We start from the raw sequence: 25,026 nt of genomic DNA on the forward strand, positions 1-25,026 counted from the left end.
GGGTGCCGGCGTCACCGGCACCCCCGCCGTTCGTGGTGTGCGGTCCTACTTCACGTCGACGAAGTCGCCCGCGGCGTTCACGGCCGGGGTCGAGGACGTGCCCGCGAACGCGTAGCGGTAGGTGCCGTCCACGGACGCCTTGACGGTGGTCTTCAGGTTGCCGGAGCCGTCCGTCTTGATGGTCTTGACCGTGCTGTAGGTGCTGTTGCCCTTCTTGGCGAACTGCAGCTTCACCGACTGGCCGGAGTACCCGGCGTACTTGTTCGTCTCCCAGTTGGCGCGGGAGAGCTTGCCGGTGACGGTGATGGTCTTGCCCTTCTTCACCGGTTCGGGCGAGGCGTCGACCGTCAGCTTGGAGTAGCGCTGGATCAGGGTGGTGCCGAGGCCGCCCTGCTTGGCGAAGCCGACCAGGTCCTGGCCGTTCAGGACGATGGCGAGGGCGCCGACGTTCCAGGTGCCCGCGTCGGCGTTCATGAGGTCGCCGAGGTCCGGGTAGATGTCGACGTTGCCCTTGCAGGTGGCGGTCGTCGCCGAGGTGGCGGTGCAGGCGGCCGGGTCGTCACCGAGGAGGATGTTGTCCGGCGTGTCGACGGACCCCCGGTAGAGGAACGGGCCGTTGTCGAAGTCGGCCGCCGTGATGTCGACGTCCGCGCCGTGCGTCAGGGTGTACGAGACCGGGACGGCGACATGGTTGGTGGTGCCGACCTTGTAGGCCTTGCCGATCTTGAGGTTGGAGAAGCTGACGTTCAGCGCGTAGGGCTGGCCCGCGGTGGGGGCGGCGGCGGTGAACGCGGTCTTGCCGGAGGCGGCGTGGGCCGCCTGGAGGACCTTCGCGGCGCCCGTGGCGAAGGACGGGGCGGGGTCCGCGGCCTGTGCGGCCGGGACGGCGAAGGCGGAGAGAGCCAGGGCGCCGGTGACGGCGGCCACGGTGGCACGAATGCGCATTGCGTTCTCCAAGTGGAGAAAGGGGCCCACGGATTGGCTTCACGTGGGGCCCGAGTTTCGGTGAGTCAGTCGGCTCGGATGATCAGATCCGCGACCGGTACGAAGGGTTGTAGGAGTGCTGATCTTTTTGCCGCGGCATGACGGTTCGGCCCCGAGGGCCTGGTCGCCGCGCCCCGGACGGGGTGCGGCGACCGGATGTCCGCTTCGCTCAGGTCACTTCACGTCGATGAAGTCGCCCGCGGCGTTCACGGCCGGGGTCGAGGACGTGCCCGCGAACGCGTAGCGGTAGGTGCCGTCCACGGACGCCTTGACGGTGGTCTTCAGGTTGCCGGTGCCGTCCGTCTTGATGGTCTTGACCGTGCTGTAGGTGCTGCTGCCCTTCTTGGCGAACTGCAGCTTCACCGACTGGCCGGAGTACCCGGCGTACTTGCCCGACTCCCAGTTGGCGCGGGAGAGCTTGCCGGTGACCGTGATGGTCTTGCCCTTCTTCACCGGCTCGGGCGAGGCGTTGACGGTCAGCTGGGAGGCCCGCTGGACGAGGACGCTCTTGACGTTGTCCTTCTGGACGTAGTCGGCGTCCTTGCCCTGCGCGATCGCCCACACCTTCCAGGTGCCCGCGTACGAGTTCAGCAGGTCGTAGTACGCGTCGACGGTGAAGGTCTCCTTGCAGTTCACGGTGGTGGCGTTGACCGTGGTGCAGGTGGCGGTGTCCTCGTTCGACACCATGCCGCCGTCGAGGTTCTTGAAGGTCGACCCGTGCCACAGCAGGGCCATGGCGGAGTCGATGCCCGAGTTGTCGGTGGCGGTGAAGGTGACCGTGAACGTCTTCTTCGTGGTGGGACCGAACACGATCGCCTTGCCGCCGTTGACGACGACGTTGGAGATCTTGGTGTCGCCGTAGCTCTCGTCGGCGGGCGACTTCGCCGTGTTCGCGCGGACGCTCTGGGCGAGCGCGCCGACGCCCGGTGCGTCGGCCGCCTGCGCGGCCGGAACGGCGAGGGCGGTGAGGGCCAAGGCGCCGGTCACGATGGCGACAGAGGCACGAATGCGCATGTGTTTCCCCACGTTCGCAGGGGCACCGAGGGCGGCTCTGGGGCTTCCGCGGTGCCCGGTCGGGTCTGTGGAGTCCGCTGACTCCACGGACAAGACCTGCGACGGATGTGAACAGTTGTAGGGCCGTGTGAAGTTTTTTCGAAACCGGGTTCGGGCTAGTCGAACCAGCGGTCCCGGGCCAACTCCGCGGTGCGCGACGGGTCTTCGAGCAGCGCGGCGACCTCGAAGCGGCGCGGCCACTGGCCCGCCGCCCAGGCCAGTCCGGCCGCGACGCCCTCCAGGGTGGCGGCGTGCAGGACGCCGTCGGAGGTGAGGCGCCAGTCGATCTCCACGCCGTCCACGACGAGTTCCTCGTGTTCGACGTACCACTCGGGGGTGGCGGGCCCGAGCAGGATCCGGACCGGCTCCGGCACGTCGTGCTCGGCGCCCTTGGAGGTCACTTCTCCCGTCACCGACTCGCTCAGCCGCCGCACCTGGAACAGTTCGGCGAGGTCGGCCGCCCGCACGGGGCGCACCGGCAGCAGCGCAAGGCCCTCGGTGAAGGGCAGCAGGTCCGGGGAGTCGACGACCACGGCACCGGCCGCGTCGACGACGGTCACCCGGCCGTCGACGACCGCGCGCAACTCGTCCGGCAGGGTCACCTGTTCCGGGTCCAGCTCGGCCAGCGCCCCGTACAGGGCGTGCAGTTGGGCCGCCGAGACATGCCGCTCCGGGTCGGCGAGCCGGTCCAGCAGTTCGGCGGCGCCGCCGGGCTCGTCGAGCAGGGCGGCCACGGACGTCCGCACCCCGAGGGCGTGCAGCACCTGCTCGTCGTCGAAGCCGGTGGCGTCGGCCTCGTCGTACAGGCCGTGCAGCAGCGGATCGCCGCCCGCGGCCCGCAGCCCGGCCGGCCGCCGCCCGTCGAGCACGGGATGGCCCCGCAGCCACCAGGCGGTGTACGGCCGTACGACCTCGTGGGTGCCGTCCGGCAGCAGGATCCGCACCGGCTGGGTGAGCGCGTCCCGCAGCGGGGGCTGCGAGAGGAGGGCGAGCGCCTGCGGCCAGCGGTCGTCGTCGACGAGGTCGAGGTCGCGCACGGCGACGATCTCGGTCGCCACCGGCGGCACCGGAGTGTCGGGCAGCCGGTCGAGGACGTCCTCGCACCACACGTCGACGGCGTCGAGGAGTCCGGCGTCGTCGGGCTCGGCGAAGTCGGAGTCACGCGGCTCCAGTTCGTCCGGGTCGAGGACGACATCGGTGGCCCGCACCAGGGCGAAGTTCGCGAGCACACCGCAGGCGGCGAGCGGCTGTTCGCCCCAGCGCTCGGCCAGGTCGCCGTCCACGAAGGCGAGTTCGCCCTCGCGCATGACGCTCGCGAAGGGGCTTCCCGGCAGGACGAGTTCACCGGCGGGCGCGAGTTCGCCGTCCTCGTCGGGCAGGGCGAGGGCGCCGAGCCACGGCTCGTCCCCGGGTTCGAGCCCCGCCTCGCGGACCAGGGCCAGCACGGTGTCCGCCAACTCCTCGGCGTCCAGGCCCTCCTGGTCCCAGCCGGGGCCCTCGTCCTCCAGGGAGGCGGCGACCGCGGCCCGCACCTGCGGGGTGGTCAGCACGGCACGCGGGGTGGCCGGGAGGGCGCCGAGCTTCTCCAGGAGGGGGTGGGCGCCGTCGGCATGGGCGACCTTGAGCCCCAGCCGGGCCAGGATCTCGGAGGTCACCGGCGGCCCGTCGAAGGTCGGCAGCAGGACCTGCCGGGGCCCGACGGTCGTGCGCCCTCCCCCGGTGCCGAAAGCCTGGGAGGTGCCCCCGGCGAGCGGCACCGGCAGCCCGGACAGCCGGTCGGGATCGACCCCGGCCAGGCTGTCGTACAGCCGCCACCACCAGCCGGGCTCCTTCTCCAGCCCCGCGAGCCGGTCGATCGCCTCCGCCAGCGGCACCCGGGCGACACCCAGCGTCCGCAGCTCGGCACGGCGTTCGAGGCCCGCCGGCAGCAGGCTGGGCAGCACCTCGGCGAGGACGCGCACGGTCTGGGCGCCGGCCCCCTCGACGACCTCCGCGTCCCGTGGGCGCAGCGCCTCGGGCAGGCTCGCGTCGTCCCCGGGGTCGACCGCGGGCGGCAGGAAGGCGGTGCGCGGCAGCCGGTCGAGGACGGCCCGGCGCAGCGCACCGTCCAGCTCGCCCCTGCCCAGCGGCCCGGGCACCAGGTCGATGATGCCGGGCGTCACCGGGCGCCAGGCGCCGAGGAGTTCGGCGTAGGCGTCGGCCGCGCGCTCCACCAGGAAGCCGGTGAGCGGACCGGGGGCGGCGCGGCGGCGGCTGGTGTCCAGCGGGAACGAGGCGATCAGCAGGGCGGGCACACCCAGCTCCTCGTCGCTGGGGGTGGGGGCGTGCACGACCGGTGCGGTGCGCGGCCGGGCCGGGGTGCCGTCGGCGTCGACGGGCACGGCCCAGGTGACGGACCAGTGGGGGCGCAGCCGCTCCTCGACCGGGCGGTCGGCGAGCAGGTCCGGGGTGAGGGGGCCGTGGTGGGAGACGGTGCGCCAGCGGGTGGTGCCGGTCCCCCCGCCCGAGCGGAGCCGAGAGTCCTCGACGACGGTGTCGTGGCCCTCGGTGCGGCGGCGGAGGGTGCGCGGCCGCTCCTCGCCGATCTCGACGACGACCTCCTCGAGGCCGGGCAGGGCGAGCAGCAGGGCGTCGTCGACGGCGCCCAGCAGCCGCTCGGCGAGGTCCGCGGCGGCGGCGTCGCGCAGCGGGAGGATGACTACGGTGTCGTACGGGTCCGGGGCGGTGCCCTCGGCGGCGAACGGCAGCCGCAGCAGCGGTACATGACCGTCGCGGCGGCGGATCTCGTCGCCGAGGCCGGGGCTGTGCCCGGCGGTCTCGGTGGCCAGTTCCCGGGCCTCGGCCAACGACCAGCGGACCCCGCCGTGCCGGCTGACGACGGCGGGCTCGTCGCTGACGGCGAGGGCGGCCGCGAAGCCGACGCCGTAGCGTCCGACGGCGTGGGTGTGCTCGTGGGAGTCGCGCTTGGCGGACGCGCGCAGGGTCGACAGCGACTCGACGCCCGCCGCGTCGAGGGGGGCACCGGTGTTGGCGGCGGCGAGCACGCCGTCACGCAGGGTGAGCCGGAGCCGGCCGGGCATCCCGGCCCTGGCGGCCGCGTCGGCGGCGTTCTGCGCGAGCTCCACGACCAGCCGGTCGCGGTACCCGCCGAGGACGAGGTCCTCCTCGGCGTTGGCGTCCTCGCGGAACCGGGCCGGGCTCGTGGCCCAGGCGTCCAGCACGCCGCGCCGCAGCCGCGCCGTCCCGAACGGATCGCCCTCGGCCGACGGCCGCACGAACTTGCTCACGGTTCACTCTCCCTCTCAGCGCTGCGGGACGAAGGTACCGTGCGCCGGGACGGCCACAGTGGGGGGAAGGCTCCGCCGGGCACCCCGGTGACGAGCCGGTGACGAGCCGCCGCTACCACGCTCCCTACGAGTGGCCCAGCTCCGCCGTGGCCTCGTCCGCCACCGGCGGCACCGAACCGGAGTCCGGGGAGGGCCGCAGCGGGAACGGCTCCACCCTCGTCTCGTCGATCACCGGCGGGGCGGGCCGCGGCGTCTTCGGCATGACCGCCGCCTCCGAGTGGCCGCCGCAGCCGTAGGCCAGGGAGACCACGCGGCCGTCCGCCGGCGAGAACTCGTTGGCGCACACCCCGAACGCCTGCCCGAGGGAGCCCCCGATCGGCACCAGGAAACCGCAGCTGACGCAGGTGGCGGGCGCCGCCTGCGCCATCGGCGTCTTCGCCCCGAAGGCGTCCTCCCAGCGGTCCGCGGCGACATGCAGCCCGTAGCGGGACAGGACCCGGGCGCGGCGCATGCCCAGTTCCTCCGCCACCGCCGCGATCGAGCCGCGCAACGGCGCGATGGGCAGGCTCGCCGGCACCCCGGCGGTCACCTCGGCGTCCTCCGCCTCGACGAGCTCCGCCATCTCGCCCGACACCGCGGCGTTCGGCGACGGCTCCTCCTCGCCCGTGAAACCGGGCTCCAGGCGCAGGTCCTCGGCGTCCGTCGGCAGCAGGTCGCCGGGGCCCATGTCCCCCGGGCGCAGCCGCTCGCTCCACGGCACCCACTCCGGCGCGAGCAACGCTTCCGGGCCGGGCACGAGCACCGTCTCGTCGAGCGTGACCACCTTCGCCCGGGACGCCCGGGCGACCGTCACCGCCCAGCGCCAGCCCCGGTAGCCCAGTTCCTTGCACTCGAAGAAGTGCGTGACAACGCGGTCGCCCTCCGACACCATCCCGACGTGCTCGCCGACGATGCCGGGCGCTGCCGCCTCCTCGGCGGCGGCGCGGGCGAGGTCGACGGCCTCGGCGCACAGGCGGTCGGGGGTGCGGCTTCGCGTTGTCGCTGCGCTCACAGGTATCGCTTCTCTCCTACGCCGTCACGGGTGCGCCCTGCTCGGCGGGGATGCGGACGGAGCGGACCGGGGGGCCGCGTCGACGTCCGCGCCCGATCGCGCTCGGGCACACCTACACATCCATTCTGCGGGATGGCTGTGAGGCGCGCGGCCGAGAACAACCGCCACGGCGCGCTACGCACGCTACCTTCTCCGGGGCCCGGGGCCCACACCGAGGCGCTGGCTGTCCCGGATACCGGCCCGGCGGCCCGGCGCCGGGGCGGTGCCGCACGGGTTTCCGGTCCGTCGGCGCCGTTGGCCGGTTCGCGCCCTCCCCGGCCGGCTACCGGGCGACACCACTCGGCCCCGTACGCGCGGTAACCGCACTGTCCCCGCCGTTCTCGGGGCACTATGGCGGGGTGGCAACCGCGAGGTCGCCCCACGGGAGGGCCGGGATCGGCCGGGCCGAGGGGCGCAGCCGAAGTGGCGGCGGTCCGGGCCGGCTGGGCGGGTCCGTCCGCGCGGTCGGGCGTGCCCTGCGCCTGCCCGTCACCGGGCCGGCCCGCGGGATCCGCAAGGCCACGCACGCGCACGGCGCCGGCGAGTCCGGTCTCGGCAAACTGATCGAGCTGCACGCCGTGAACGGCGCCGGCGACGTGATGATCACCGTGGCCCTCGCCTCCACCGTCTTCTTCTCCGTGCCGACGGCCGAGGCCCGCGGCCGCGTCGCGCTGTACCTCGCCATCACCATGGCACCGTTCGCGCTCCTCGCGCCGGTGATCGGTCCGCTCCTCGACCGACTGCCGCACGGCCGCCGCGCCGCGATGGCGGGCGCCATGCTGGCCCGGGCCCTGCTCGCCCTGCTGCTGTCCGGCGCGGTCGCCACCGGCAGTCTGGAGCTCTACCCGGCCGCGCTCGGCGTCCTGGTCGCGTCCAAGGCGTACGGCGTCGTCCGCAGCGCCGTGGTGCCGCGGTTGCTGCCGCCGCGCTTCTCGCTCGTGAAGGCCAACTCCCGGGTCACCCTCGGCGGTCTGCTCGCCACCGGGGTGGCCGCCCCCGTCGGCGCCGGCCTGCACATGATCGGGCCTGGCTGGCCGCTGTACGGCGCTTTCGTGCTCTTCGCCGTGGGCACGTTCCTGTCCTTCACGCTGCCGCCGAAGGTCGACTCCGCCCGGGGCGAGGACACCGCGCTGCTCGCCGCGGACGCCGAGCACCTGCACGGTCCGCACCGCAGGACGGCCCTGCGGCGGCCCGGGCTGCGGACGGTCGGCCCCGCGGTGACGCACGCGCTGGGCGCCAACGCCGCGCTGCGCGGCCTGTCCGGCTTCCTGATCTTCTTCCTCGCCTTCCTGCTGCGGGAGCACCCGCTCGCCGGCGGGAGCGCGGCGGTGTCGCTGGGCATCGTGGGCGTCGCGGCGGGCGCGGGCAACGCGCTGGGCACGGCCGTCGGGGCCTGGCTGAAATCACGCGCCCCGGAAGTGATCATCGTGACGGTCGTGGCGATCGTGCTGGGCGCGGCGGTCACCGCGGCGGCCTTCTACGGTTCCTTCCTGGTGACGTGCCTGGCCGGCATCGCCGGTTTCGCGCAGGCACTCGCCAAGCTGTCGCTGGACGCGCTGATCCAGCGGGATGTGCCGGAACTGGTGCGGACCTCGGCGTTCGCGCGGTCCGAGACGCTGCTGCAGATGGCGTGGGTGCTGGGCGGTGCGATCGGTATCGCCCTGCCGCTGAACGGGGTGCTGGGCCTCGCGGTGGGCGCCGCGATCGTGGCCTCGGGCTGGCTCACGACCGTACGGGGCCTTCTGGCCTCGGCCCGCCGAGGCGGCGCCCCCCACCCCCGCGTGGCCTGACCGTCTCCGGCCCCCGCCCGGCCTGGGCGGGCGGGGCGCCGTACGGCACCTGATCGCACGAGTGCGCGGCACGTCGTGCACCCCACGTGGGGGGCCGGCCGGGGGCGCCCGATAGCCTTCGGCCATGACCGCACTGCGTTCCCGACGCGCCGTAGCCGCCCTCGGCGCCGTTTCCGCCGGACTTCTGCTGTTGTCCGCCTGTGAGAAGCCGACGCCGCTGGCGACCATCACGGTCGGCAGGAACTCGGTGAGCTCCGAGACCGACTGCTACAACGACGGCAAGGTGGTGCCCACCCCGCAGCTGGCGAAGTGCCTGAAGTCGAAGGACATCAAGTCGATCAAGGTCGACCCCGATGAGACGGTCCGCTTCGGCGTGGACCCGGAGGTCGCGGACAAGGGCTGGACCATCCTGATGAACGGCCAGCCGCTGACCGACGCCAGCAAGAAGACCTACCGCACGATCCCGGGCAGCGTGTTCTTCAACGCGCAGTACGGGGCGAGCGGCAACTCCACCCTCGTGTCCGTCAAGGCGGGCGAGAACACGGTGACCGGCCTGTGGACCTTCAAGCTGAAGAAGGACTCCTGACCACAGAGCCGGCAGCCCGGGGTCGGATCCTGGTGGCCACCGCGGTGCCCGTGGAACGGGACGCGGTGGCCAGGGCGTTCTCGACCCCGCTCACCGAGGTCCGCCTCCCCGGGGCGGTCGTGCACCGCACCGGCGCCCTCGACCTCGTCGCCACCGGCGTGGGCCCCGCCCTCGCCGCCGCCTCCGCCGCCTCCGCGCTCACCGCCGCCGCGCTCGCGGGAGCCCCCTACGGCCTGGTGGTCGTCGCGGGCATCGCGGGCGGATTCACGCCGGACGCGCCGGTCGGCTCGCTCGTCGTCGCCGACGACATCGTGGCCGCCGATCTCGGCGCCGAGACCGCGGAGGGTTTCCTGCCCGTCACCGACCTCGGTTTCGGGACCGTCAACCACGAGCCGCCCGTATCACTCGTACGGGAGGCCGTCGCCGCGACCGGTGGACTCACCGGGGCCGTGCTCACCGTCTCCACCGTGACCGGCAGCGCGGCACGCGCCGCCGCGCTGCGCGCCCGGCATCCGCGGGCGCTCGCCGAGGCCATGGAGGGGTTCGGGGTCGCCGAGGCCGCCGCCGCGCACGGCGTCCCGGTCGTGGAGGTCCGTGCCGTCTCCAACCCCGTCGGCCCGCGCGACCGCGCCGCCTGGCGGATCGGCGACGCCCTCACGACGCTCACCGAGGGCTTCGGGAAGCTCACACCCCTGCTGGAGAGTTGGACACAGGCTTGGCTTCCTCCCCCGCCTTGAGGCGGGGGATTCCAGCGGTCGCCCGCTGGGGTTCCTGCTTCACCGACGACCGCCTTGTCCGGGAGGATTCCCGTTGAGGTCTTACACCGTCTCCGCAGGCGGACGCCGCCAGCCCGGCGGCCAGGATGTTGCGTGCCGCGTTCACATCGCGGTCGTGCACGGCGCCGCACTCGCACGTCCACTCACGGACGTTCAACGGCAGCTTCTCTCGGACCGTGCCGCAGGTTCCGCACAGCTTGGAGCTGGGGAAGAAGCGGTCGATTACGACGAGTTCGCGCCCGTACCAGGCGCACTTGTACTCCAGCATGAAGCGCAGTTGCGTCCACGACGCATCCGAGATGGCGCGCGCGAGGCGGCCGTTCTTCAGCAGGTTGCGGACGGTGAGGTCCTCGATCACGACCGTTTGGTTCTCACGGACGAGCCGAGTCGACAGCTTGTGCAGGAAGTCGCGGCGCCGGTCGGCAATCCGCGCGTGGACCCTGGCGACGCGGCGCCGGGCCTTGGCCCGGTTCGCCGAGCCCTTCGCCTTCCGCGACAGCTCCCGCTGCGCGCGGGCCAGGCGGGCGCGGTCGCGCCGCTCGTGCTTCGGGTTCGAGATCTTCTCCCCGGTGGACAGCGTCACCAGGGAAGTGACCCCGGCGTCGATACCGACGGCCGCCGTGGCGGCGGACGCAGGGATCATGGTGTCCTCGCACAGCAGGGACACGAACCAGCGGTCGGCCGCATCGCGGGCCACCGTCACCGTCGTCGGCTCCGCCCCTTCGGGAAGGGGCCGGGACCAGCGGATGTCCAGCGGCTCTGCCATCTTGGCCAGGGTCAGTCGCCCGTCGCGCCACGTGAAGGCGCTACGGGTGTACTCGGCCGAGGCACACGACTTCTTCCGGCTCTTGTACCGGGGGTACTTCGCGCGCTTGGCGAAGAAGTTCCCGAACGCCGTCTGAAGGTGGCGCAGCGCCTGCTGGAGCGGAACGGAGGACACCTCCGCCAGGAAGGCGAGTTCCTCGGTCTTCTTCCACTCCGTCAGCGCGGCCGACGACTGAACGTAGGAGATACGGCGCTGCTCGCCGTACCAGGCCCGGGTGCGCTCCTCCAGCGCCTTGTTGTACACGAGACGGACGCAGCCGAACGTGCGCGACAGCTCGGCTGCCTGCTCGTCCGTGGGGTAGAAGCGGTACTTGAACGCCCGCTTGACCTGCTGCGCCGCATCTCACACGCTATCAGTTTCCCTGTGAACGGCGTCTGTCGGCCGGTGACCGCAGACGCCGGATCGCCCTGGCGGCGATTCGCCTTTCCCTGCCCTGCTTCGCAGGAGCTTCGTTTCTCCCCCGCAAGCGGGAGGTACCCCCACCCTGGCCTGAAGGCCGGGGTATCCACGGAGGAGTTCTGATGACCGCATCCGGCACGCCCCTGCAGATCGCCTACTCCCCCTGCCCCAACGACACCTTCGTCTTCGACGCCTGGGCCCACGGCCGCATCCCGGGCGCGCCCGCGCTCGACGTCACCTTCGCCGACATCGACGTCACCAACGGCATGGCCGAGCGCGGCGAGTTCGACATCCTGAAGGTGTCGTACGCCGTCCTGCCGTACGTCCTCGGCGAGTACGCGCTGCTGCCGTGCGGCGGCGCGCTGGGCCGGGGCTGCGGCCCGCTGGTGCTCACCCGGGAGCCGGGGACCGCGCTGACCGGACGGACGGTCGCCGTACCGAGCGAGACGTCGACGGCGTATCTGCTGTTCCGCCTCTGGGCCGCGGACACGGTGCCCGGAGGCGTCGGCGAGGTCGTCGTCATGCCGTTCCACGAGATCATGCCCGCGGTGCGGGACGGGCGGGTCGACGCGGGTCTCGTCATCCACGAGGCGCGGTTCACCTACCGCGCCTACGGGCTGCACAAGCTCGCCGACATGGGCGAGCACTGGGAGGGGACCACCGGCCTGCCGATTCCGCTGGGCGCGATCATCGCCAAGCGGTCCCTGGGCGCGGACACGCTGAAGCTGCTCGCCGAATCCGCCCGCGCGTCCGTGCGGGCGGCCTGGGACGACCCCGAGGCGTCGCGCCCCTACGTCATGGAGCACGCACAGGAGATGGACCCGGCGGTGGCGGACCAGCACATCGGGCTGTACGTCAACGAGTTCACGGCCGACCTGGGCGAGGACGGCTACGCGGCGGTCCGCGGACTGCTCACGCGCGCGGCGGCCGAGGGGCTGCTGCCGCCCCTCGGCCCGGACGCGCTCGCCTTCCCGTGACGACCGGGTCAGACGTCCAACTGGTCGGCGACGGCGCGCAGCAGGCCGGCGATCTTCTTGCCGGACGCCTTGTCGGGGTAGCGGCCCTTCTCGAGCATCGGGGTGATGTTCTCCAGGAGGGTCGTCAGGTCCTGGACGATGGATGCCAGTTCGTCCGGCTTCCTGCGCTGCGCGGCCGCGACCGAGGGCGCCGGCTCCAGAAGGGTGACGGACAGCGCCTGGTCGCCGCGCTGGCCGGCCACGACCCCGAACTCCACGCGCTGTCCCGGCTTGAGTGAATCGACTCCGGCGGGGAGAACCGAGGAATGGACGAAGACGTCGCCGCCGTCGTCGCGGGAGAGAAAGCCGAAGCCCTTCTCGCTGTTGAACCACTTGACCTTGCCGGTGGGCACGTCCGTCCTCGTCCTCGTACTCGTCGGAAACTGCGTCTGCAAAGCGTGCGGGAAACTGCCCCGGATAGGACTACGGCGGGCCGCGTGGACCCGCCGGTACCAAGGCTAATGGTCCGGGGGCCGGTGACAAGACGTCGCCGAGTTGTTCCTCGCGCTGGGAACTACCCTGGTCCGGTGCGTGACAAAACCCAAGCGAATTCCCCCGCGGCCGGCGACTGGCTGATCCGCGCCGGTGCGATCGTCTTCTTCGTCGGAGCGGCGGCCACTTTGGTCACCGTGGCCCCGCTGCTGCTCGGGACGAAGCCTTTCCCGTCGTACATGTTCGGGCTGAGCATGCTCATGGGGCTGGGCTTCCTGATGGCCGGTGCGGGGATGCTCCGGTCGATCGCGGAGGGCCGCAGGCGGGCGCGTGCGACCCCCTCACCCCGGGCCCGCGCGTAGCCGCCCGCCCGGCGTCGATGGCCTGTTCCCGACGGTCCGACGGCCCGACGGCCTCGCGACCCGACGGCCCGGCGACCCGAGTCACCGCGTGCTCACCGCGTCCTCACCGCGTCCTCACCGGGGCGTGTACGCCGTCAGCCAGGCCGGGAACTCGGTGAGGTCGCCGAGGACGACGTCCGCGCCCGCGGCCCGCAGTTCGCCGGCGTCGCAGGGGCCGGTGGCGACGGCGACGGAGTACGCCTCGGCGATGCGGGCGCCGCGGACGTCGCCGATGTGGTCGCCGACGTACACCGTGGCGCGGTGCTCCCGCAGCGCCTCCGCCTTGCGCTCGGCCCACAGGTCGCCGATCAGCGCGTCCGGCTCGATGCCGAGGTGTTCCAGATGCAGCTCGGCGTTGGGTTCGTACTTCGCGGTCACGACGATCGCGCGCCCGCCGGCCGCCCGCACCGCGGCGATCGCCTCGCGGGCGCCGGCCATGGCCGGCGTCGCGCTGATCGCGATGGCGGGATACATCGCACGGTAGAGCTCGGCCATGGCGTCGATCCGCTCCGCCGGGAACCAGTGGACCAGTTCCTCGGCCAGCGGCGGCCCGAGCCGGGTGATGGCCAGATCGGCGTCGATGTACGTCCCGGTCCGCTCGGAAAGCGCCTGGTAGCAGGCGTGGATACCGGGCCGGGAGTCGATCAGGGTCATGTCGAGGTCGAAGCCGACGGTGAGGGCGCGAGACGTCATACGGGCCATTGTCCCCGGGGGCCGGGGACCGGGGTCATCGCCCGCGTCGCGAGCGCCACACCAGGTACAGGGCCGAGGCGAGGGCGGCGCCCCGGACCACCCATGGCCAGGTCTGGGCGATCGCGTCGTTCATGTGGCCCTCGGCGACGGGGGCGCCCCAGCGCCCTTCCGTACGGCCCCAGAGCCAGACCAGGCCCCCGGCCGCGACCACGCCGGGCAGGCCCATCACCGCCCACTTGGACTCGGTGGGACTGAGCCGACGGGAGGCCCACGCGATGAGCCAGCCGAGGCCGAGCGCCGGCCAGCTGCGGAGGACCGCGCCGGCGACGAGGAGTCCCGCGGCCAGGAGCAGCAGGGGGTTGCCCCAGCCGGTGAGGCCGGGCAGACGGCGGCGCGGCGCGGCGGCCGTCTCCTCGGCGGCGGGAACGGCCTCCGCGGCCGGTTCCGGCTCCTGTCCCTCGGCCTCACCCGCCGGTTTCGCCGTGCCGCCCGGCGGCGGCTTCAGGAGCTCGGGGACCTCCACACCCCCGACGAACCCCGGTACGGAGTCACCGAGCCCGAAGCCTCCCCCGGGACCGCCGGGTCCGCCCTCGACGCGCCACCAGTCGGGCCGAGTGGCGCTGTCGCCGAGCTCGTGCGCACCGGCCAGGTGGGGCGGGGAGGCGGCGTTGCCCGAGGCGGCGGCCGGGCCGGGCTCGGCGGGACGGGGGCGGGGCACGACACGCCGCAGGCCCCTGGGGCGGTCGTCCGGCTCGTCCGCGCGCTGGACGGGCACGGCGGCGGGACGGCTCCCGGGGGCGCCGCCCGCGCCGACGGCCGCGGCGGCGACCAGCTCGTCGGGGCTGCCGAGGCGGGACAGGATGCGGCGCACGGCGACCGGACTGTCGACCGGGGACTTCGACCGGCGCCGGTCGATCTCGTCGCGCAGTCCGGACACGAGCCGCATGCGCGCGGCCGACGGCAGCTGCCGTTGCTGCGCCAGGTCCCCGACCCGGCTCAGATAGTCGAAGACCAGCTGGTCGCTCTCGATCCCCACGAAGTCCCCTCCGGGACGGGCACATTGGACACCCTGTGCGACGACGGTACCGCGTACGGCCCCGCCGGAGCGCCCCGGCCGCACCGTGCCGGCCGGTCACCGGCGCCGCCCCGGCCGCCCCCTGACGCCCCGGCCACCGGGCCGGCCCGTACGGCATCGTCCCGACGCCGCCGGGGCCGCCCCTGCCGCACACCCGCTACGGTTGAGCGGATGACCCCCGAGGAGCGCTCACGCAAGGACCCCCCGGCCACCGGCAGCGGCACCGCCGCCCCCCGCTCGCTGGCCGAGTCCCTGCGCGCCCGGGACGACGCCTCCCTGGCCGCCCTCCTCCGCGCCCGTCCGGATCTCGTCGCCCCCGTCCCCACCGACCTCACCCAGCTCGCGACCCGCGCCGCCACCCGCGCGAGCGTCGTCCGCGCGCTGGAACGCCTGGACACGTTCGCGCTGCAGACCGCGGAGGCGCTGGCGGTGGCCTCGGACCCGGCGTCGTACGAGGAGCTGGTCGCCCTGATGGCCGGCGACGACGGCCACAAGGCCGCCACCGCGGCCGGCACCCTCACCGACGCCGCGGCCGGGCCCGTGGTCGCCGAGGCGCTGCCCCGCGCCCTCGCCACCCTCCGCGACCAGGCCCTCGTCTGGGGCCCCGACGACCGCCTCCGTCTCGTCCGCACGGCCCGGGAGCTGCTCGCCCCGTCCCCGCAGCACCCCTCGCCCACCGGCCTGGGCCCCACCGTGGCGGAGGCCGCCGCCGGCATGTCGCCCGGCCGGGTCCAGGAGATCCTGGCCGCCGCCGGGCTGCCGGCCACCCATGACGCGGTGTCCGCCGTGGCCTCGCTCACGGGCCTGTTCACCGACCGCGCCCGGATGACCGCGCTGCTCGACACCGCCCCCGCCGATTCCCTGGAGGTCCTGTCCCGGCTGGTGTGGGGGCCTCCGTACGGCCAGGTCACCGCCGCCCCCGCGGCCCACCTGCGCTGGCTGCTCGACCGAGGTCTGCTGCTGCCGACCGCCCCGGGCACGGTCGTCCTCCCCCGCCAGGTGGCCCTGCACCTGCGCGGGGGCCGCGCGCACCGCCGCGCCGAGCCGCTGCCGCCCGCCGTGGAGGCCGCCGCCACCCACCGTCCCGGGACGGTGGACGCCACGGCGGCCGGTCAGGCGTACACCGCGCTCTCGACCGTCGAGGACCTGCTGAAGGACTGGGACGAGGGCGGGCCGCCGGTGCTGCGCGCGGGCGGCCTGAGCGTGCGCGATCTGAAGCGGACGGCCGTGGCGCTCGGCGTGCCCGAGCCGGTGGCCGCCTTCTGGGTCGAACTCGCCTACGCGGCGGGCCTGCTGGCGTCGGACGGCGAGGCCGACGAGCGCTACGCGGCGACCCCGGCGTACGACGAGTGGCGGGAGCTGCCCGCCCCCGAGCGCTGGAGCCGGCTGGCCACGGCGTGGCTCGCCGCGACCCGCACCGCGGGACTGGTCGGCGGCCGGGACGCGAAGGACCGTACGCTCTCCGCGCTCGGCCCCGGGCTGGACCGCTCGGCCGCACCGGAGGTCCGCCACCGTGTCCTGACGCTGCTCGCCGGGCTGCCCGAGGGCACCGCCGCGACCCCCGACTCGGTGCTGGCCCGCCTGCGCTGGGAGCGCCCGCCGAGAGGGGCGGCCCAGCCCGCGGCGGACGACCTGCGCACCCGCCTGGCCCGCTGGACGCTGTCCGAGGCGGAGCTGCTGGGCGTCACGGGCCGCGGCGCCCTGTCGGCGCACGGCCGCGCCCTGCTCGGCACGCACCCGGACCACCCGCCGGCCCCCGCCCGGCCGGTCTCCGGCCCTGCGGCCCCCGAGGCCGCCCCCGCGGGTCCCGGCGACAAGCTTCCCGTCCACCGGCCGCACCACCGCCCCGGCCTCCCCGAGCCGCTGACCGCGTCCGAGCGGGCGGCGGCCGCCGCCCGTGCCGCGCGGCTTCTGGCCCCGCTGCTGCCCGAACCGCTGGACCACGTCCTGCTCCAGGCGGACCTGACGGCGGTGGCGCCCGGCCCGCTCCGGCGACCGCTGGCGGACATGCTGGACGTGCTCGCGGACGTCGAGTCGAAGGGCGGCGCCACCGTCTACCGCTTCACGCCCGCCACCGTGCGCCGGGCGCTGGACGCCGGCCGTACCGCGTCCGACCTGCACGCGTTCCTCGCCACGCACTCCCGCACCCCGGTCCCGCAGCCGCTCGCGTACCTGATCGACGACGTGGCCCGCAGACACGGCCATCTGCGCGTGGGGGCGGCCTCGGCCTACGTGCGCTGCGACGACGACGCCCTGCTGAACGAGATCGTCGCGGACCGGCGGGCGGCCGCGCTGCGGCTGCGGCGCCTGGCCCCGACGGTCCTGGCCGCCGAGGCCGACCCCGCCACGCTGCTGGAGGGGCTGCGGGCGATGGGCTTCGCCCCGGCCGCGGAGTCGGCGGAGGGCGACGTCCTGGTCACCCGCGCCCACGCCCACCGCACCCCGCCCCGCACCCCTCCGGAGCCGGTCCCGGAGGGCCCCCGGGCCCCCGACGCCACGCTCCTGACGGCGGCGCTCCGTGCCATCCGCGCCGGTGACCTGGCCGCCACGGCCCCTCTCAAGGCCACCGGCGCCCCCGGCACGGGCGGCGCGGGCGGCGAGCTGCCCCGCACCACGTCCGCCGAGACCCTCGCCACCATGCAGGCCGCCGTCCTGACCGGCGACTCCCTCTGGATCGGCTACGTCAACGCCGAGGGCGCCGCCACCCAGCGCCTGATCGCCCCGGTCCGGGTGGAGGGCGGCTTCGTCACGGCGTACGACCACACGGCGGACGAGGTCCGCACGTATCCCCTGCACAGGGTCACCGGGGTGGCGGAGCTGGACGACGGCCAGCTGTGATCGTTCCCGTATGAGGCACACTGGACGTTTGGCCGCCCGGATCGGCCGCATGGAAAGGGTGCCCGCGTGAATGGTCCGCTCATCGTTCAGTCCGACAAGACCCTGCTCCTCGAAGTCGATCACGAGCAGGCCGACGACTGCCGTCGGGCCATCGCGCCGTTCGCCGAGCTGGAGCGCGCGCCCGAGCACATCCACACCTACCGGGTGACCCCGCTCGGCCTGTGGAACGCGCGAGCGGCCGGCCACGACGCCGAACAGGTCGTGGACGCGCTCGTGCAGTACAGCCGGTACCCGGTGCCGCACGCGCTGCTCGTCGACATCGCCGAGACCATGGACCGGTACGGGCGGCTGACCCTCAGCAAGCACCCGGCCCACGGCCTGGTGCTGACGTCCACCGACCGCCCCGTCCTCGAAGAGGTGCTGCGCTCCAAGCGGATCGTGCCGCTGGTCGGGGCGCGGATCGACGACGACACCGTCGCCGTGCATCCGTCGGAGCGCGGGCAGATCAAGCAGGTGCTGCTCAAGCTGGGCTGGCCCGCCGAGGACCTCGCCGGGTACGTGGACGGCGAGGCGCACCCCATCGAGCTGCGCGAGGACGGGTGGGCCCTGCGGCCCTACCAGAAGCAGGCCGTGGAGAACTTCTGGCACGGCGGCAGCGGCGTCGTCGTGCTGCCCTGCGGCGCCGGCAAGACCCTCGTCGGCGCCGGATCCATGGCCCAGGCCAAGGCCACCACCCTCATCCTCGTCACGAACACCGTCTCCGCCCGGCAGTGGAAGCACGAGCTGGTGCGGCGGACCTCGCTGCGCGAGGAGGAGATCGGCGAGTACTCCGGTACGCGCAAGGAGATCCGGCCCGTCACCATCGCCACGTACCAGGTGCTCACGACCAGGCGGAAGGGCGTCTACCCGCACCTGGAGCTGTTCGACTCCCGCGACTGGGGGCTGATCGTCTACGACGAGGTGCACCTGCTGCCCGCGCCCGTCTTCAAGTTCACGGCGGACCTGCAGGCGCGGCGGCGGCTCGGTCTGACCGCCACCCTCGTACGGGAGGACGGCCGCGAGTCGGACGTGTTCTCCCTCATCGGGCCCAAGCGGTTCGACGCGCCCTGGAAGGAGATCGAGGCCCAGGGGTACATCGCGCCCGCCGACTGCGTGGAGGTCCGGGTGAACCTCACCGAGGCCGAGCGGCTCGCGTACGCCACCGCCGAGACCGAGGAGAAGTACCGGTTCTGTGCCACCACGGACACCAAGCGGAAGGTGACCGAGGCCCTGGTGCGGCGCTTCGCCGGGCAGCAGATCCTGGTCATCGGGCAGTACATCGACCAGCTGGACGAGCTGGGTGAGCACCTGGGCGCCCCCGTCATCAAGGGCGAGACGTCCAACGCCCAGCGCGAGAAGCTCTTCGGCGCCTTCCGCGAGGGCGAGATCAGCGTGCTCGTCGTCTCCAAGGTGGCGAACTTCTCCATCGACCTGCCGGAGGCGACGGTCGCCATCCAGGTGTCGGGGACGTTCGGCTCGCGCCAAGAGGAGGCGCAGCGGCTGGGGCGGGTGCTGCGGCCCAAGGCCGACGGCCATCAGGCGCACTTCTACTCGGTCGTGGCGCGCGACACCATCGACCAGGACTTCGCGGCGCACCGCCAGCGCTTCCTGGCGGAGCAGGGGTACGCCTACCGGATCGTGGACGCGGACGAGCTGCTGGCCGGGGACTGAGCAGGACCGGGCAGTGAGCAGGGCCGGGGGTCAGACGACGTGCCGGCGACGGACGCCCTCCTCCTCGCCGTACTCACCGAGGAGGACGACGTCGATCACGGCGCCCACGTACACCTTGAGGGCACGCAGGGCGTCGCCGAGGCGGTGGCGGGGGTGGCCGTCGTCGAGCGCGGTCGCGCCGGGCGGCGGACCGTGCCGTGAGGGGACGGGGGAGAAGGTTGCTGCACTCATGTCTCCATGGTGGAACCGGCCACCCCGGATGGCGTCGGACCAAGGGTGTAACCTGCGCAGCCGGCCGTACCCCTGTGGGCCGCCCCGTGTAGTACTCCAGGGGGAGGGCGTCCCCTAGGGCGAACGGGGCGTGGCCCGCGGAGACCGGGGCGAAGCCCCCGGAGGCGCTGCGGCCCGCGCGCCGGACGGGGCGCGGGACCACGGAAAACCGTTGGCCCCCACATCCGGCCGTCACCTACAATCCCGTCTCTTGCCCGCCTCCCTTCACGGAGAGCCGCCGTCCGGACGGAAACCGGACGGCAGAACCGCCACCCGTCACCGCACCGGCCGGTGGGCGCACGTGCCCCGACCGGCGCGCGGCCATGCCCCGGAGGCACCTTTCCGTGTCCATCCCGTCAGCCCCGTCCGCCCCCGGCCCCGCCCCCGACCCCCTCTCCGGCCCGCCCGGCACCGGCCCCCTCGCCCGTGAGCGCTCCCACCTCGCAGCCTCCCGGGCCGCGCTGCGCGCCATGCGCGAGGACGCGGAGAACCTCGACATCCGCGACGTGACCGCGAACTGGGTCAACGCCGCGGTCCTCGCCCGCCAGATCGACGAGCGCATCAAGGCCCTCGCCGACCTCAGCCACACGCCGCTGTTCTTCGGCCGCCTCGACTACCTCCACGCGCCCGGCGCCGACCGGGCCGAGGGCGCGGAGGGAGAGAGGTTCTACATCGGTCGTCGGCACGTCCACGACGCCGACGGCGATCCGATGGTGATCGACTGGCGCGCACCCGTCTCGCAGCCGTTCTACCGGGCCTCCAAGAAGGACCCGATGGACATCGCGCTGCGCCGCCGTTTCGGCTACATCGGCGGCGACCTGACCGCGTACGAGGACGAGCACCTCTCGGACCCCGCCGAGGCGCCCACCACCAGCAGGCTGCTCCAGCAGGAGATCGAGCGGCCGCGTGTCGGCCCGATGCGCGACATCGTGGCCACCATCCAGCCGGAGCAGGACGAGATCGTGCGCAGCGGCCTGTCCGGCACGGTCTGCGTCCAGGGCGGCCCGGGGACCGGGAAGACCGCCGTCGGCCTGCACCGCGTCGCCTATCTCCTCTACGCCCACCGCGAGCGGCTCGCCCGCACCGGCACCCTGGTCATCGGACCGAACCGGTCCTTCCTGCACTACATCGAGCAGGTGCTCCCGGCGCTCGGCGAGCTGGAGGTCCGGCAGGCGACGGTCGACGACCTCGTCGCCCACGTGGAGGTGCGCGGGACGGACACCGCGTCCGCCGCGGTCGTCAAGGGCGACGCACGCATGGCGGAGGTGCTGCGCAGGGCCGTCCGCGCACAGGTGACGATGCCCACCGAGCCCGTCGTGGTGGTGCGCGGCTCCCGGCGCTGGCGGGTGCCCGCCCACGACCTGGAGGAGATCGTCCGGGAGCTGCTGGAGCGTGACATGCGCTACGGCGCGGCCCGTGAGGCCCTGCCGCAGCGGATCGCGCACGCCGTGCTGGTCCAGATGGAGCGGGCCGGGGAGGCGCCGGACGACCGCGTGCAGGACGCCGTCGCCCGCAACTCCGCCGTGAAGGCGGCCGTCAAGGCGATCTGGCCGCCCGTGGACCCCGCCAGGCTCGTCCTGCGGCTGCTCACCGACGCCGGCTTCCTGGCCGCGCACGCGGACGGGATCCTCGACGCGGACGAGCAGAAGGAGATCCTCTGGGCGAAGCCCGTGCGCTCCGTGAAGTCCGCGAAGTGGTCGCCCGCGGACGCGGTGCTGATCGACGAGACCACCGACCTCGTCCAGCGCACCCACTCGCTCGGGCACGTCGTGCTGGACGAGGCGCAGGACCTCTCACCGATGCAGTACCGGGCCGTCGGCCGGCGCTGCACCACCGGCTCGGCGACCGTCCTCGGCGACCTCGCGCAGGGCACCACGCCCTGGGCGACGCGCAGTTGGCAGCAGGCGCTCGCCCACCTCGGGAAGTCCGGGGCGGCGGTCGAGGAGCTGACGGCCGGTTTCCGGGTGCCGACGGACGTGATCGCGTACGCCTCCCGGCTGCTGCCGCACATCGCGCCGGACCTGACGCCGGTGGCGTCGGTGCGCGAGAACCCGGGCTTCTTCCAGGTGCGTGCGGTCGGCGCGGCCGCCGAGGTGGTCGCCGCGTGCGCCGAGCTGCTGCGCAACGAGGGCTCGACCGGGCTGATCGCCGCCGACGCCCGCGTCCCCGCGCTCGCCGAGGCACTCACCGCCGCGGACCTCGCCTACCTGGGTCCCGGCGAGGAGACGACGCGCGAGACCCGGCTGACCCTGGTCCCGGCCTCGCTCGCCAAGGGCCTGGAGTACGACTACGTGGTCCTGGACGAGCCGCAGGCGGTCGTCGACGGCGAACCGGACGAGCGGACCGGCCTGCGCCGCCTGTACGTGGCCCTGACCCGGGCGGTCTCGGGCCTGATCGTGACGCACGCGGCGCCGCTGCCACCGCAGCTCGGCCGGCCACGCCCGGCGGGCGTCGACCTCGGCGGCGCGCCGGCGGGCCGGGGGTGACTCGCGGCCCCCGGCGCCGGGGGCCTGGAGCGGTCCGGCCCTGCTCGGGCCGGCCGCCCTACTTGAACTTCCTGCTGGTCGCCAGGTACACCTGCTTGGCGTTGTCACCGAGGTGCGGACCGCTGACATAGGTCCTGCGGTCGCTCAGGGAGTTGTTGGAGACCAGGTACGTCCGGCCGTTGTGCGTCGTGTACCACGGGCCGCCGGAGGCGCCGCCGTTCATCGTGCAGCCCATCATGTACTGCGCCGGGTACTTGCTCGGGTAGCTGTAGCCGAGCACGAGGCGCTTGGTGGCGCCGCGGCAGTCGTACATCTTCGAGCCGTCGTAGGGCGCCTCGGCCGGGTAGCCGCGCAGCTTCAGGCCCTTGGCCTTGTTGGCCGCCGGCGCGCCGAACCACACCGGAAGCGCCGAACCGACCATCTCCTGGAGGGACTTGCGGCCCTTCTCCGGCTTGACGTGCAGCACGGCGTAGTCGTACGCGTAGGCCACGGTGGCCCGGTGGGCACCGCCGCTGATCCACGCCTGGGACGTCGTGGCCCAGTTGGCCCACCAGATGCCGTACGGGGAGACCGCCGAGGAGCGGGCGTTCCGGGTCGCCTGCTGGATGCCGTACCGGGCGCCGTTGTTGAACGACGGGACGAAGGCGATGTTGCGGTACCAGCCGCCGCCCTTGCCCGCGTGCACGCAGTGCCCGGCCGTCCACACCAGGTTGGACTTGCCGGGGTGCGCCGGGTCCGTGACCACCGCCGCGGAGCACACCATGGATCCCTGGGGCGTGCTGAAGAACAGCTTGCCCACGGGCGGCGCGTAGCGGTGGTACGTCGCCGGGACCCGGGTGGCCGCCTTCCGCTTCACCGTGCCGTCGGGCGCGTACACCTTGGTGGTGCCGCCCGAGCCGGAGCTGATGCTGCTCGCCTCGGGGACCGCCGGTATGTCGGCCTTCGCCTCGGCCAGCCGCTCCGGCGTCCAGAAGTCCTTGATGTACGGGTTCGCGAAGTCCTCGGCCTTGGACTTCCAGCTGCTGAAGTCCTTCCAGCCGCCGTCCCTCCACTTCCGCAGGGCCTCACCGGTGAGGTCGGTGGGGATGCCGTCCGGCAGCTTGAAGCCGCCGATCGAGGTCCCGCCCCCGTCCTGGCCGGTGTCGACACCCGTGTCCTTCTGGTCCGCCCGGCCCGACGACGAGGCGGACGCCCTGCTGTCGTCGGTCTTGCTGTCGCAGGCCGTGGCGGTCACCATGACCGCGGCGATCACGGCGGCAGCGGCCGTGACGCCGCGGCGGCGTATGAATGGCATGGAGCAGAGTCCCCCTGTGACGGAAAGTTGTCATGCTCCGGCGCAGCCGAAGCGCCCTCAACTATGCACCTCGGCGCCCACGCGCCGGCCGCGGGGGGAAGGCTCAGAACACAACGGCTACCCGGCCGCCACCACTTCGTGACATGGCATCAGGCGGCATGCGGCGGCAGTCCGTCGACGGCCGTGCGCCACTCCCGCACCGCCTCCGCCGACACCGGTGCGCTCCAGCCGTGCGGGCGGGCCGCGCCGCCGATGTGGAAGGCGTCGACGCCCGCCGCGAGCAGCTGCGGGACGTGGTCGAGACGCAGGCCGCCGCCGACCAGCAGCCGCTGGGTGTGGCCCGGCTCGCCGCGCCGGGCCGCCTCGGCGAGGAGCGTGGGCATGCCGTCGTCCACGCCGGCCGCCGAGCCCGCCGTGAGGTAGGTGTCCAGGCCCGGCAGGTCGGCGAGCTGTCCGCGGAGCCGGGGGCGGTCGGCGCAGTGGTCGATCGCACGGTGGAAGGTCCAGCGGCACCCGTCCAGCTCCGCGGCCAGCCGCTCCAGCACACCGAGGTCGGGCCCGCCGTCCCGGTCGAGGAACCCGAGCACGAACTCGTCGGCACCGGCGGCACGCAGTTCGCGCGCGGCGCGCAGCAGCGACGGGACGTCGCCGGCCCCGAACCCGCCCCGGGGCCGGAGCATCACGCGCAGCGCGATGTCGACGGCGGCACGGATCCCGGCGAAGGTGCGCGGCGGCGGGGTGAGCCCGTCGGCGGCCATGTCGGTGACCAGTTCCAGGCGGTCCGCGCCTCCGGCCTGGGCGGCGACGGCGTCCTCGACGTCGAGGGCGATCACCTCCAGGACTGCACGCGTGCTCATAGGACCCCTTCCGTCGATGCTCCCCGGAGCGGCTACAGGTCTAGTCCAATCCAAGGATACGACGCCGGGGTGCGGCGGCGGGGTACGACGCCGGGACCCGACCGCGAGGTACGACGGGTACGACCAGGGGCACGACCGCGGGGTGGTCAGCCGAAGAGGTTCAGCTCCGCCTTCTCCACGCCGGCCAGTTCGTAGGGCGCCCCCGTCAACGGGCGGCCCGAGTAGAGCCGTACGAGCGTGGACGCGTCGCCGATGTAACGGGCCGGTGGGCGCGCTCCGCTCACCTCGCCCAGGAGCAGCGGTTCGTCGGCGTCGTCGAGGTCCGCGTGCAGCGGGACGTGCTTCTTCACGCGGGAGACATGGCCGAGCAGGACGAGCGCGTGGGGCAGCCCGTCGCCCGCGTACGCCCCCGGCTCCCCGAACGCCTCCCGCACGTCACCGGCGTGCACCCACTCGCCCAGTGCCACCATGTCGAGCACCCCGCCCGCCCTCGCGATCGCGGCCCCCGCCTCGGTCATCCCGTGCTCGAGCTCGTCGACGACCTGGGCGTTGCTCCACGCGGCGCGTTCGGCGATGTCGCGCTCGTTCGCCTCCGGACTGAACACGCCCTTCTCGAAGCGGCTCTCCACCACCCGCATCAGAGCCGCCGAGCAGTGCGCGAGCACATGCCGCACCGTCCAGCCGGGACATGCGGCGGTCGGCAGCGCGAAGTCCGCGTCAGGGCGGGCCCGCAGCAGCGGAATCAGGGCGTCACGCTCGACCGCCAGCAGGCGGCCCGGCAGATCCGGGTCCCGTACGTCGTCGTGCAGGTCTGCAGTCGTCATGGGACCACGCTAGTGCCCCAACAGGCAACGTTCGCCCGTCGAGGAGCGGCGTCGTGGGGGTCCCCCCGCTCGAGCGGAGCCGAGAGTGGGGGAGCGTGCTCTCGGCGTGCCGGCCGGAAGTCCTCGTACTGGATGTACGTGGGCTTCCGGCTGGTGCGGCGAGTGGGGGTCCCCCTGCTCGAAGAGCTTGGGGGAGCGTGCCGGGCGTCGCGACGGGGCGAACGTTGCCTGTTGGGGCACTAGTTGTTCTGTCCGGGGAGGTTGTGGACGGGTGAGCCAGGTCTCGGCTGAGGGATCTTGAACAGGTGAGGGCCTTCCGGTTCGGTGTGGATTGCGACG

The 25,026-nt window shown here is 73.8% G+C and carries 19 protein-coding genes and 1 pseudogene; 8 read left to right on the top strand and 12 right to left on the bottom strand.

Annotation, left to right across the window (positions count from 1 at the left end):
• Positions 1 to 45: 45 nt before the first annotated feature.
• The 4 genes from ACFYMU_RS31730 to ACFYMU_RS31745 all read right to left on the bottom strand — a co-directional run bounded on the left by ACFYMU_RS31730 (position 46) and on the right by ACFYMU_RS31745 (position 6,375).
• Positions 46 to 945: a hypothetical protein gene (locus ACFYMU_RS31730; protein WP_388380741.1), complete on the bottom strand. Its 900-nt coding sequence runs from the start codon at positions 943 to 945 to the stop codon at positions 46 to 48.
• 213 nt (positions 946 to 1,158) lie between these two features.
• On the bottom strand, positions 1,159 to 1,998 hold the full coding sequence (locus ACFYMU_RS31735; protein ID WP_388380744.1) for a DUF5707 domain-containing protein: 840 nt from the start codon (positions 1,996 to 1,998) through the stop codon (positions 1,159 to 1,161).
• A 155-nt stretch (positions 1,999 to 2,153) separates the two neighbouring features.
• Positions 2,154 to 5,324, bottom strand: coding sequence for a sacsin N-terminal ATP-binding-like domain-containing protein (locus ACFYMU_RS31740; protein ID WP_388380747.1), 3,171 nt, complete (start codon positions 5,322 to 5,324; stop codon positions 2,154 to 2,156).
• Between the two features lie 124 nt (positions 5,325 to 5,448).
• The gene (locus ACFYMU_RS31745; RefSeq protein WP_388380750.1) at positions 5,449 to 6,375 is read right to left on the bottom strand and encodes a DUF3027 domain-containing protein; all 927 of its coding nucleotides are present in this window, start codon (positions 6,373 to 6,375) and stop codon (positions 5,449 to 5,451) included.
• A gap of 398 nt (positions 6,376 to 6,773) precedes the next feature.
• Between ACFYMU_RS31745 and ACFYMU_RS31750 the strand changes: the two genes are divergently transcribed.
• The 3 genes from ACFYMU_RS31750 (at position 6,774) to ACFYMU_RS31760 (ending at position 9,527) form a co-directional block, all read left to right on the top strand.
• Positions 6,774 to 8,204: an MFS transporter gene (locus tag ACFYMU_RS31750; RefSeq protein ID WP_388380753.1), complete on the top strand. Its 1,431-nt coding sequence runs from the start codon at positions 6,774 to 6,776 to the stop codon at positions 8,202 to 8,204.
• A 124-nt stretch (positions 8,205 to 8,328) separates the two neighbouring features.
• Positions 8,329 to 8,790, top strand: a complete 462-nt coding sequence (locus ACFYMU_RS31755) for a DUF2771 domain-containing protein (RefSeq protein ID WP_388380756.1) — start codon at positions 8,329 to 8,331, stop codon at positions 8,788 to 8,790.
• Between the two features lie 26 nt (positions 8,791 to 8,816).
• On the top strand, positions 8,817 to 9,527 hold the full coding sequence (locus ACFYMU_RS31760; RefSeq protein ID WP_388380790.1) for a futalosine hydrolase: 711 nt from the start codon (positions 8,817 to 8,819) through the stop codon (positions 9,525 to 9,527).
• On the opposite strand, the pseudogene ACFYMU_RS31765 reads toward ACFYMU_RS31760, so the two are convergent.
• Positions 9,475 to 10,725 (bottom strand): annotated as a pseudogene (locus ACFYMU_RS31765) (RNA-guided endonuclease InsQ/TnpB family protein); the annotation flags it as partial. The gene ACFYMU_RS31760 and the pseudogene ACFYMU_RS31765 sit on opposite strands and share 53 nt — an antisense overlap.
• A gap of 188 nt (positions 10,726 to 10,913) precedes the next feature.
• Between ACFYMU_RS31765 and ACFYMU_RS31770 the strand changes: the two are divergent.
• Complete coding sequence (locus ACFYMU_RS31770) at positions 10,914 to 11,768, top strand: 1,4-dihydroxy-6-naphthoate synthase (RefSeq protein ID WP_388380758.1); 855 nt, start codon at positions 10,914 to 10,916, stop codon at positions 11,766 to 11,768.
• Positions 11,769 to 11,776: 8 nt separating this feature from the next.
• On the opposite strand, the gene ACFYMU_RS31775 is transcribed toward ACFYMU_RS31770, so the two are convergent.
• Complete coding sequence (locus ACFYMU_RS31775) at positions 11,777 to 12,160, bottom strand: cold-shock protein (protein WP_388380761.1); 384 nt, start codon at positions 12,158 to 12,160, stop codon at positions 11,777 to 11,779.
• Positions 12,161 to 12,334: 174 nt separating this feature from the next.
• Here ACFYMU_RS31775 and ACFYMU_RS31780 point away from each other — a divergent pair, with 174 nt between their 5' ends.
• Positions 12,335 to 12,601, top strand: coding sequence for a hypothetical protein (locus tag ACFYMU_RS31780; RefSeq protein ID WP_388380764.1), 267 nt, complete (start codon positions 12,335 to 12,337; stop codon positions 12,599 to 12,601).
• Between the two features lie 114 nt (positions 12,602 to 12,715).
• Here ACFYMU_RS31780 and ACFYMU_RS31785 read toward each other — a convergent pair whose 3' ends face one another.
• Both ACFYMU_RS31785 and ACFYMU_RS31790 read right to left on the bottom strand, forming a co-directional pair.
• Complete coding sequence (locus tag ACFYMU_RS31785; protein ID WP_388380766.1) at positions 12,716 to 13,333, bottom strand: HAD family hydrolase; 618 nt, start codon at positions 13,331 to 13,333, stop codon at positions 12,716 to 12,718.
• 34 nt (positions 13,334 to 13,367) lie between these two features.
• Positions 13,368 to 14,369: a hypothetical protein gene (locus ACFYMU_RS31790; protein ID WP_388380768.1), complete on the bottom strand. Its 1,002-nt coding sequence runs from the start codon at positions 14,367 to 14,369 to the stop codon at positions 13,368 to 13,370.
• 210 nt (positions 14,370 to 14,579) lie between these two features.
• Between ACFYMU_RS31790 and ACFYMU_RS31795 the strand changes: the two genes are divergently transcribed.
• Complete coding sequence (locus tag ACFYMU_RS31795; protein WP_388380771.1) at positions 14,580 to 17,246, top strand: helicase-associated domain-containing protein; 2,667 nt, start codon at positions 14,580 to 14,582, stop codon at positions 17,244 to 17,246.
• Between the two features lie 66 nt (positions 17,247 to 17,312).
• Entirely contained in the window at positions 17,313 to 18,956 is a 1,644-nt protein-coding gene (locus tag ACFYMU_RS31800; RefSeq protein ID WP_388380774.1) for a DNA repair helicase XPB, read from the top strand.
• 30 nt (positions 18,957 to 18,986) lie between these two features.
• On the opposite strand, the gene ACFYMU_RS31805 is transcribed toward ACFYMU_RS31800, so the two are convergent.
• Positions 18,987 to 19,187 carry a hypothetical protein gene (locus ACFYMU_RS31805; RefSeq protein WP_388380777.1) on the bottom strand — a complete coding sequence of 67 codons (201 nt, stop codon included), beginning with the start codon at positions 19,185 to 19,187 and terminating at the stop codon, positions 18,987 to 18,989.
• A gap of 509 nt (positions 19,188 to 19,696) precedes the next feature.
• Here ACFYMU_RS31805 and ACFYMU_RS31810 point away from each other — a divergent pair.
• Complete coding sequence (locus ACFYMU_RS31810; protein WP_388380794.1) at positions 19,697 to 21,712, top strand: HelD family protein; 2,016 nt, start codon at positions 19,697 to 19,699, stop codon at positions 21,710 to 21,712.
• Between the two features lie 58 nt (positions 21,713 to 21,770).
• On the opposite strand, the gene ACFYMU_RS31815 is transcribed toward ACFYMU_RS31810, so the two are convergent.
• From ACFYMU_RS31815 to ACFYMU_RS31825, 3 genes are all read right to left on the bottom strand, one after another.
• Complete coding sequence (locus ACFYMU_RS31815; RefSeq protein ID WP_388380780.1) at positions 21,771 to 23,006, bottom strand: trypsin-like serine peptidase; 1,236 nt, start codon at positions 23,004 to 23,006, stop codon at positions 21,771 to 21,773.
• Between the two features lie 149 nt (positions 23,007 to 23,155).
• On the bottom strand, positions 23,156 to 23,863 hold the full coding sequence (locus tag ACFYMU_RS31820) for a copper homeostasis protein CutC (RefSeq protein WP_388380783.1): 708 nt from the start codon (positions 23,861 to 23,863) through the stop codon (positions 23,156 to 23,158).
• A 146-nt stretch (positions 23,864 to 24,009) separates the two neighbouring features.
• Positions 24,010 to 24,687, bottom strand: a complete 678-nt coding sequence (locus ACFYMU_RS31825; RefSeq protein WP_388380786.1) for a maleylpyruvate isomerase family mycothiol-dependent enzyme — start codon at positions 24,685 to 24,687, stop codon at positions 24,010 to 24,012.
• Positions 24,688 to 25,026: the final 339 nt, after the last annotated feature.

The sequence above is a fragment of the Streptomyces sp. NPDC007264 genome (genome assembly GCF_042869095.1).
Taxonomy (GTDB): Bacteria; Actinomycetota; Actinomycetes; order Streptomycetales; family Streptomycetaceae; genus Streptomyces.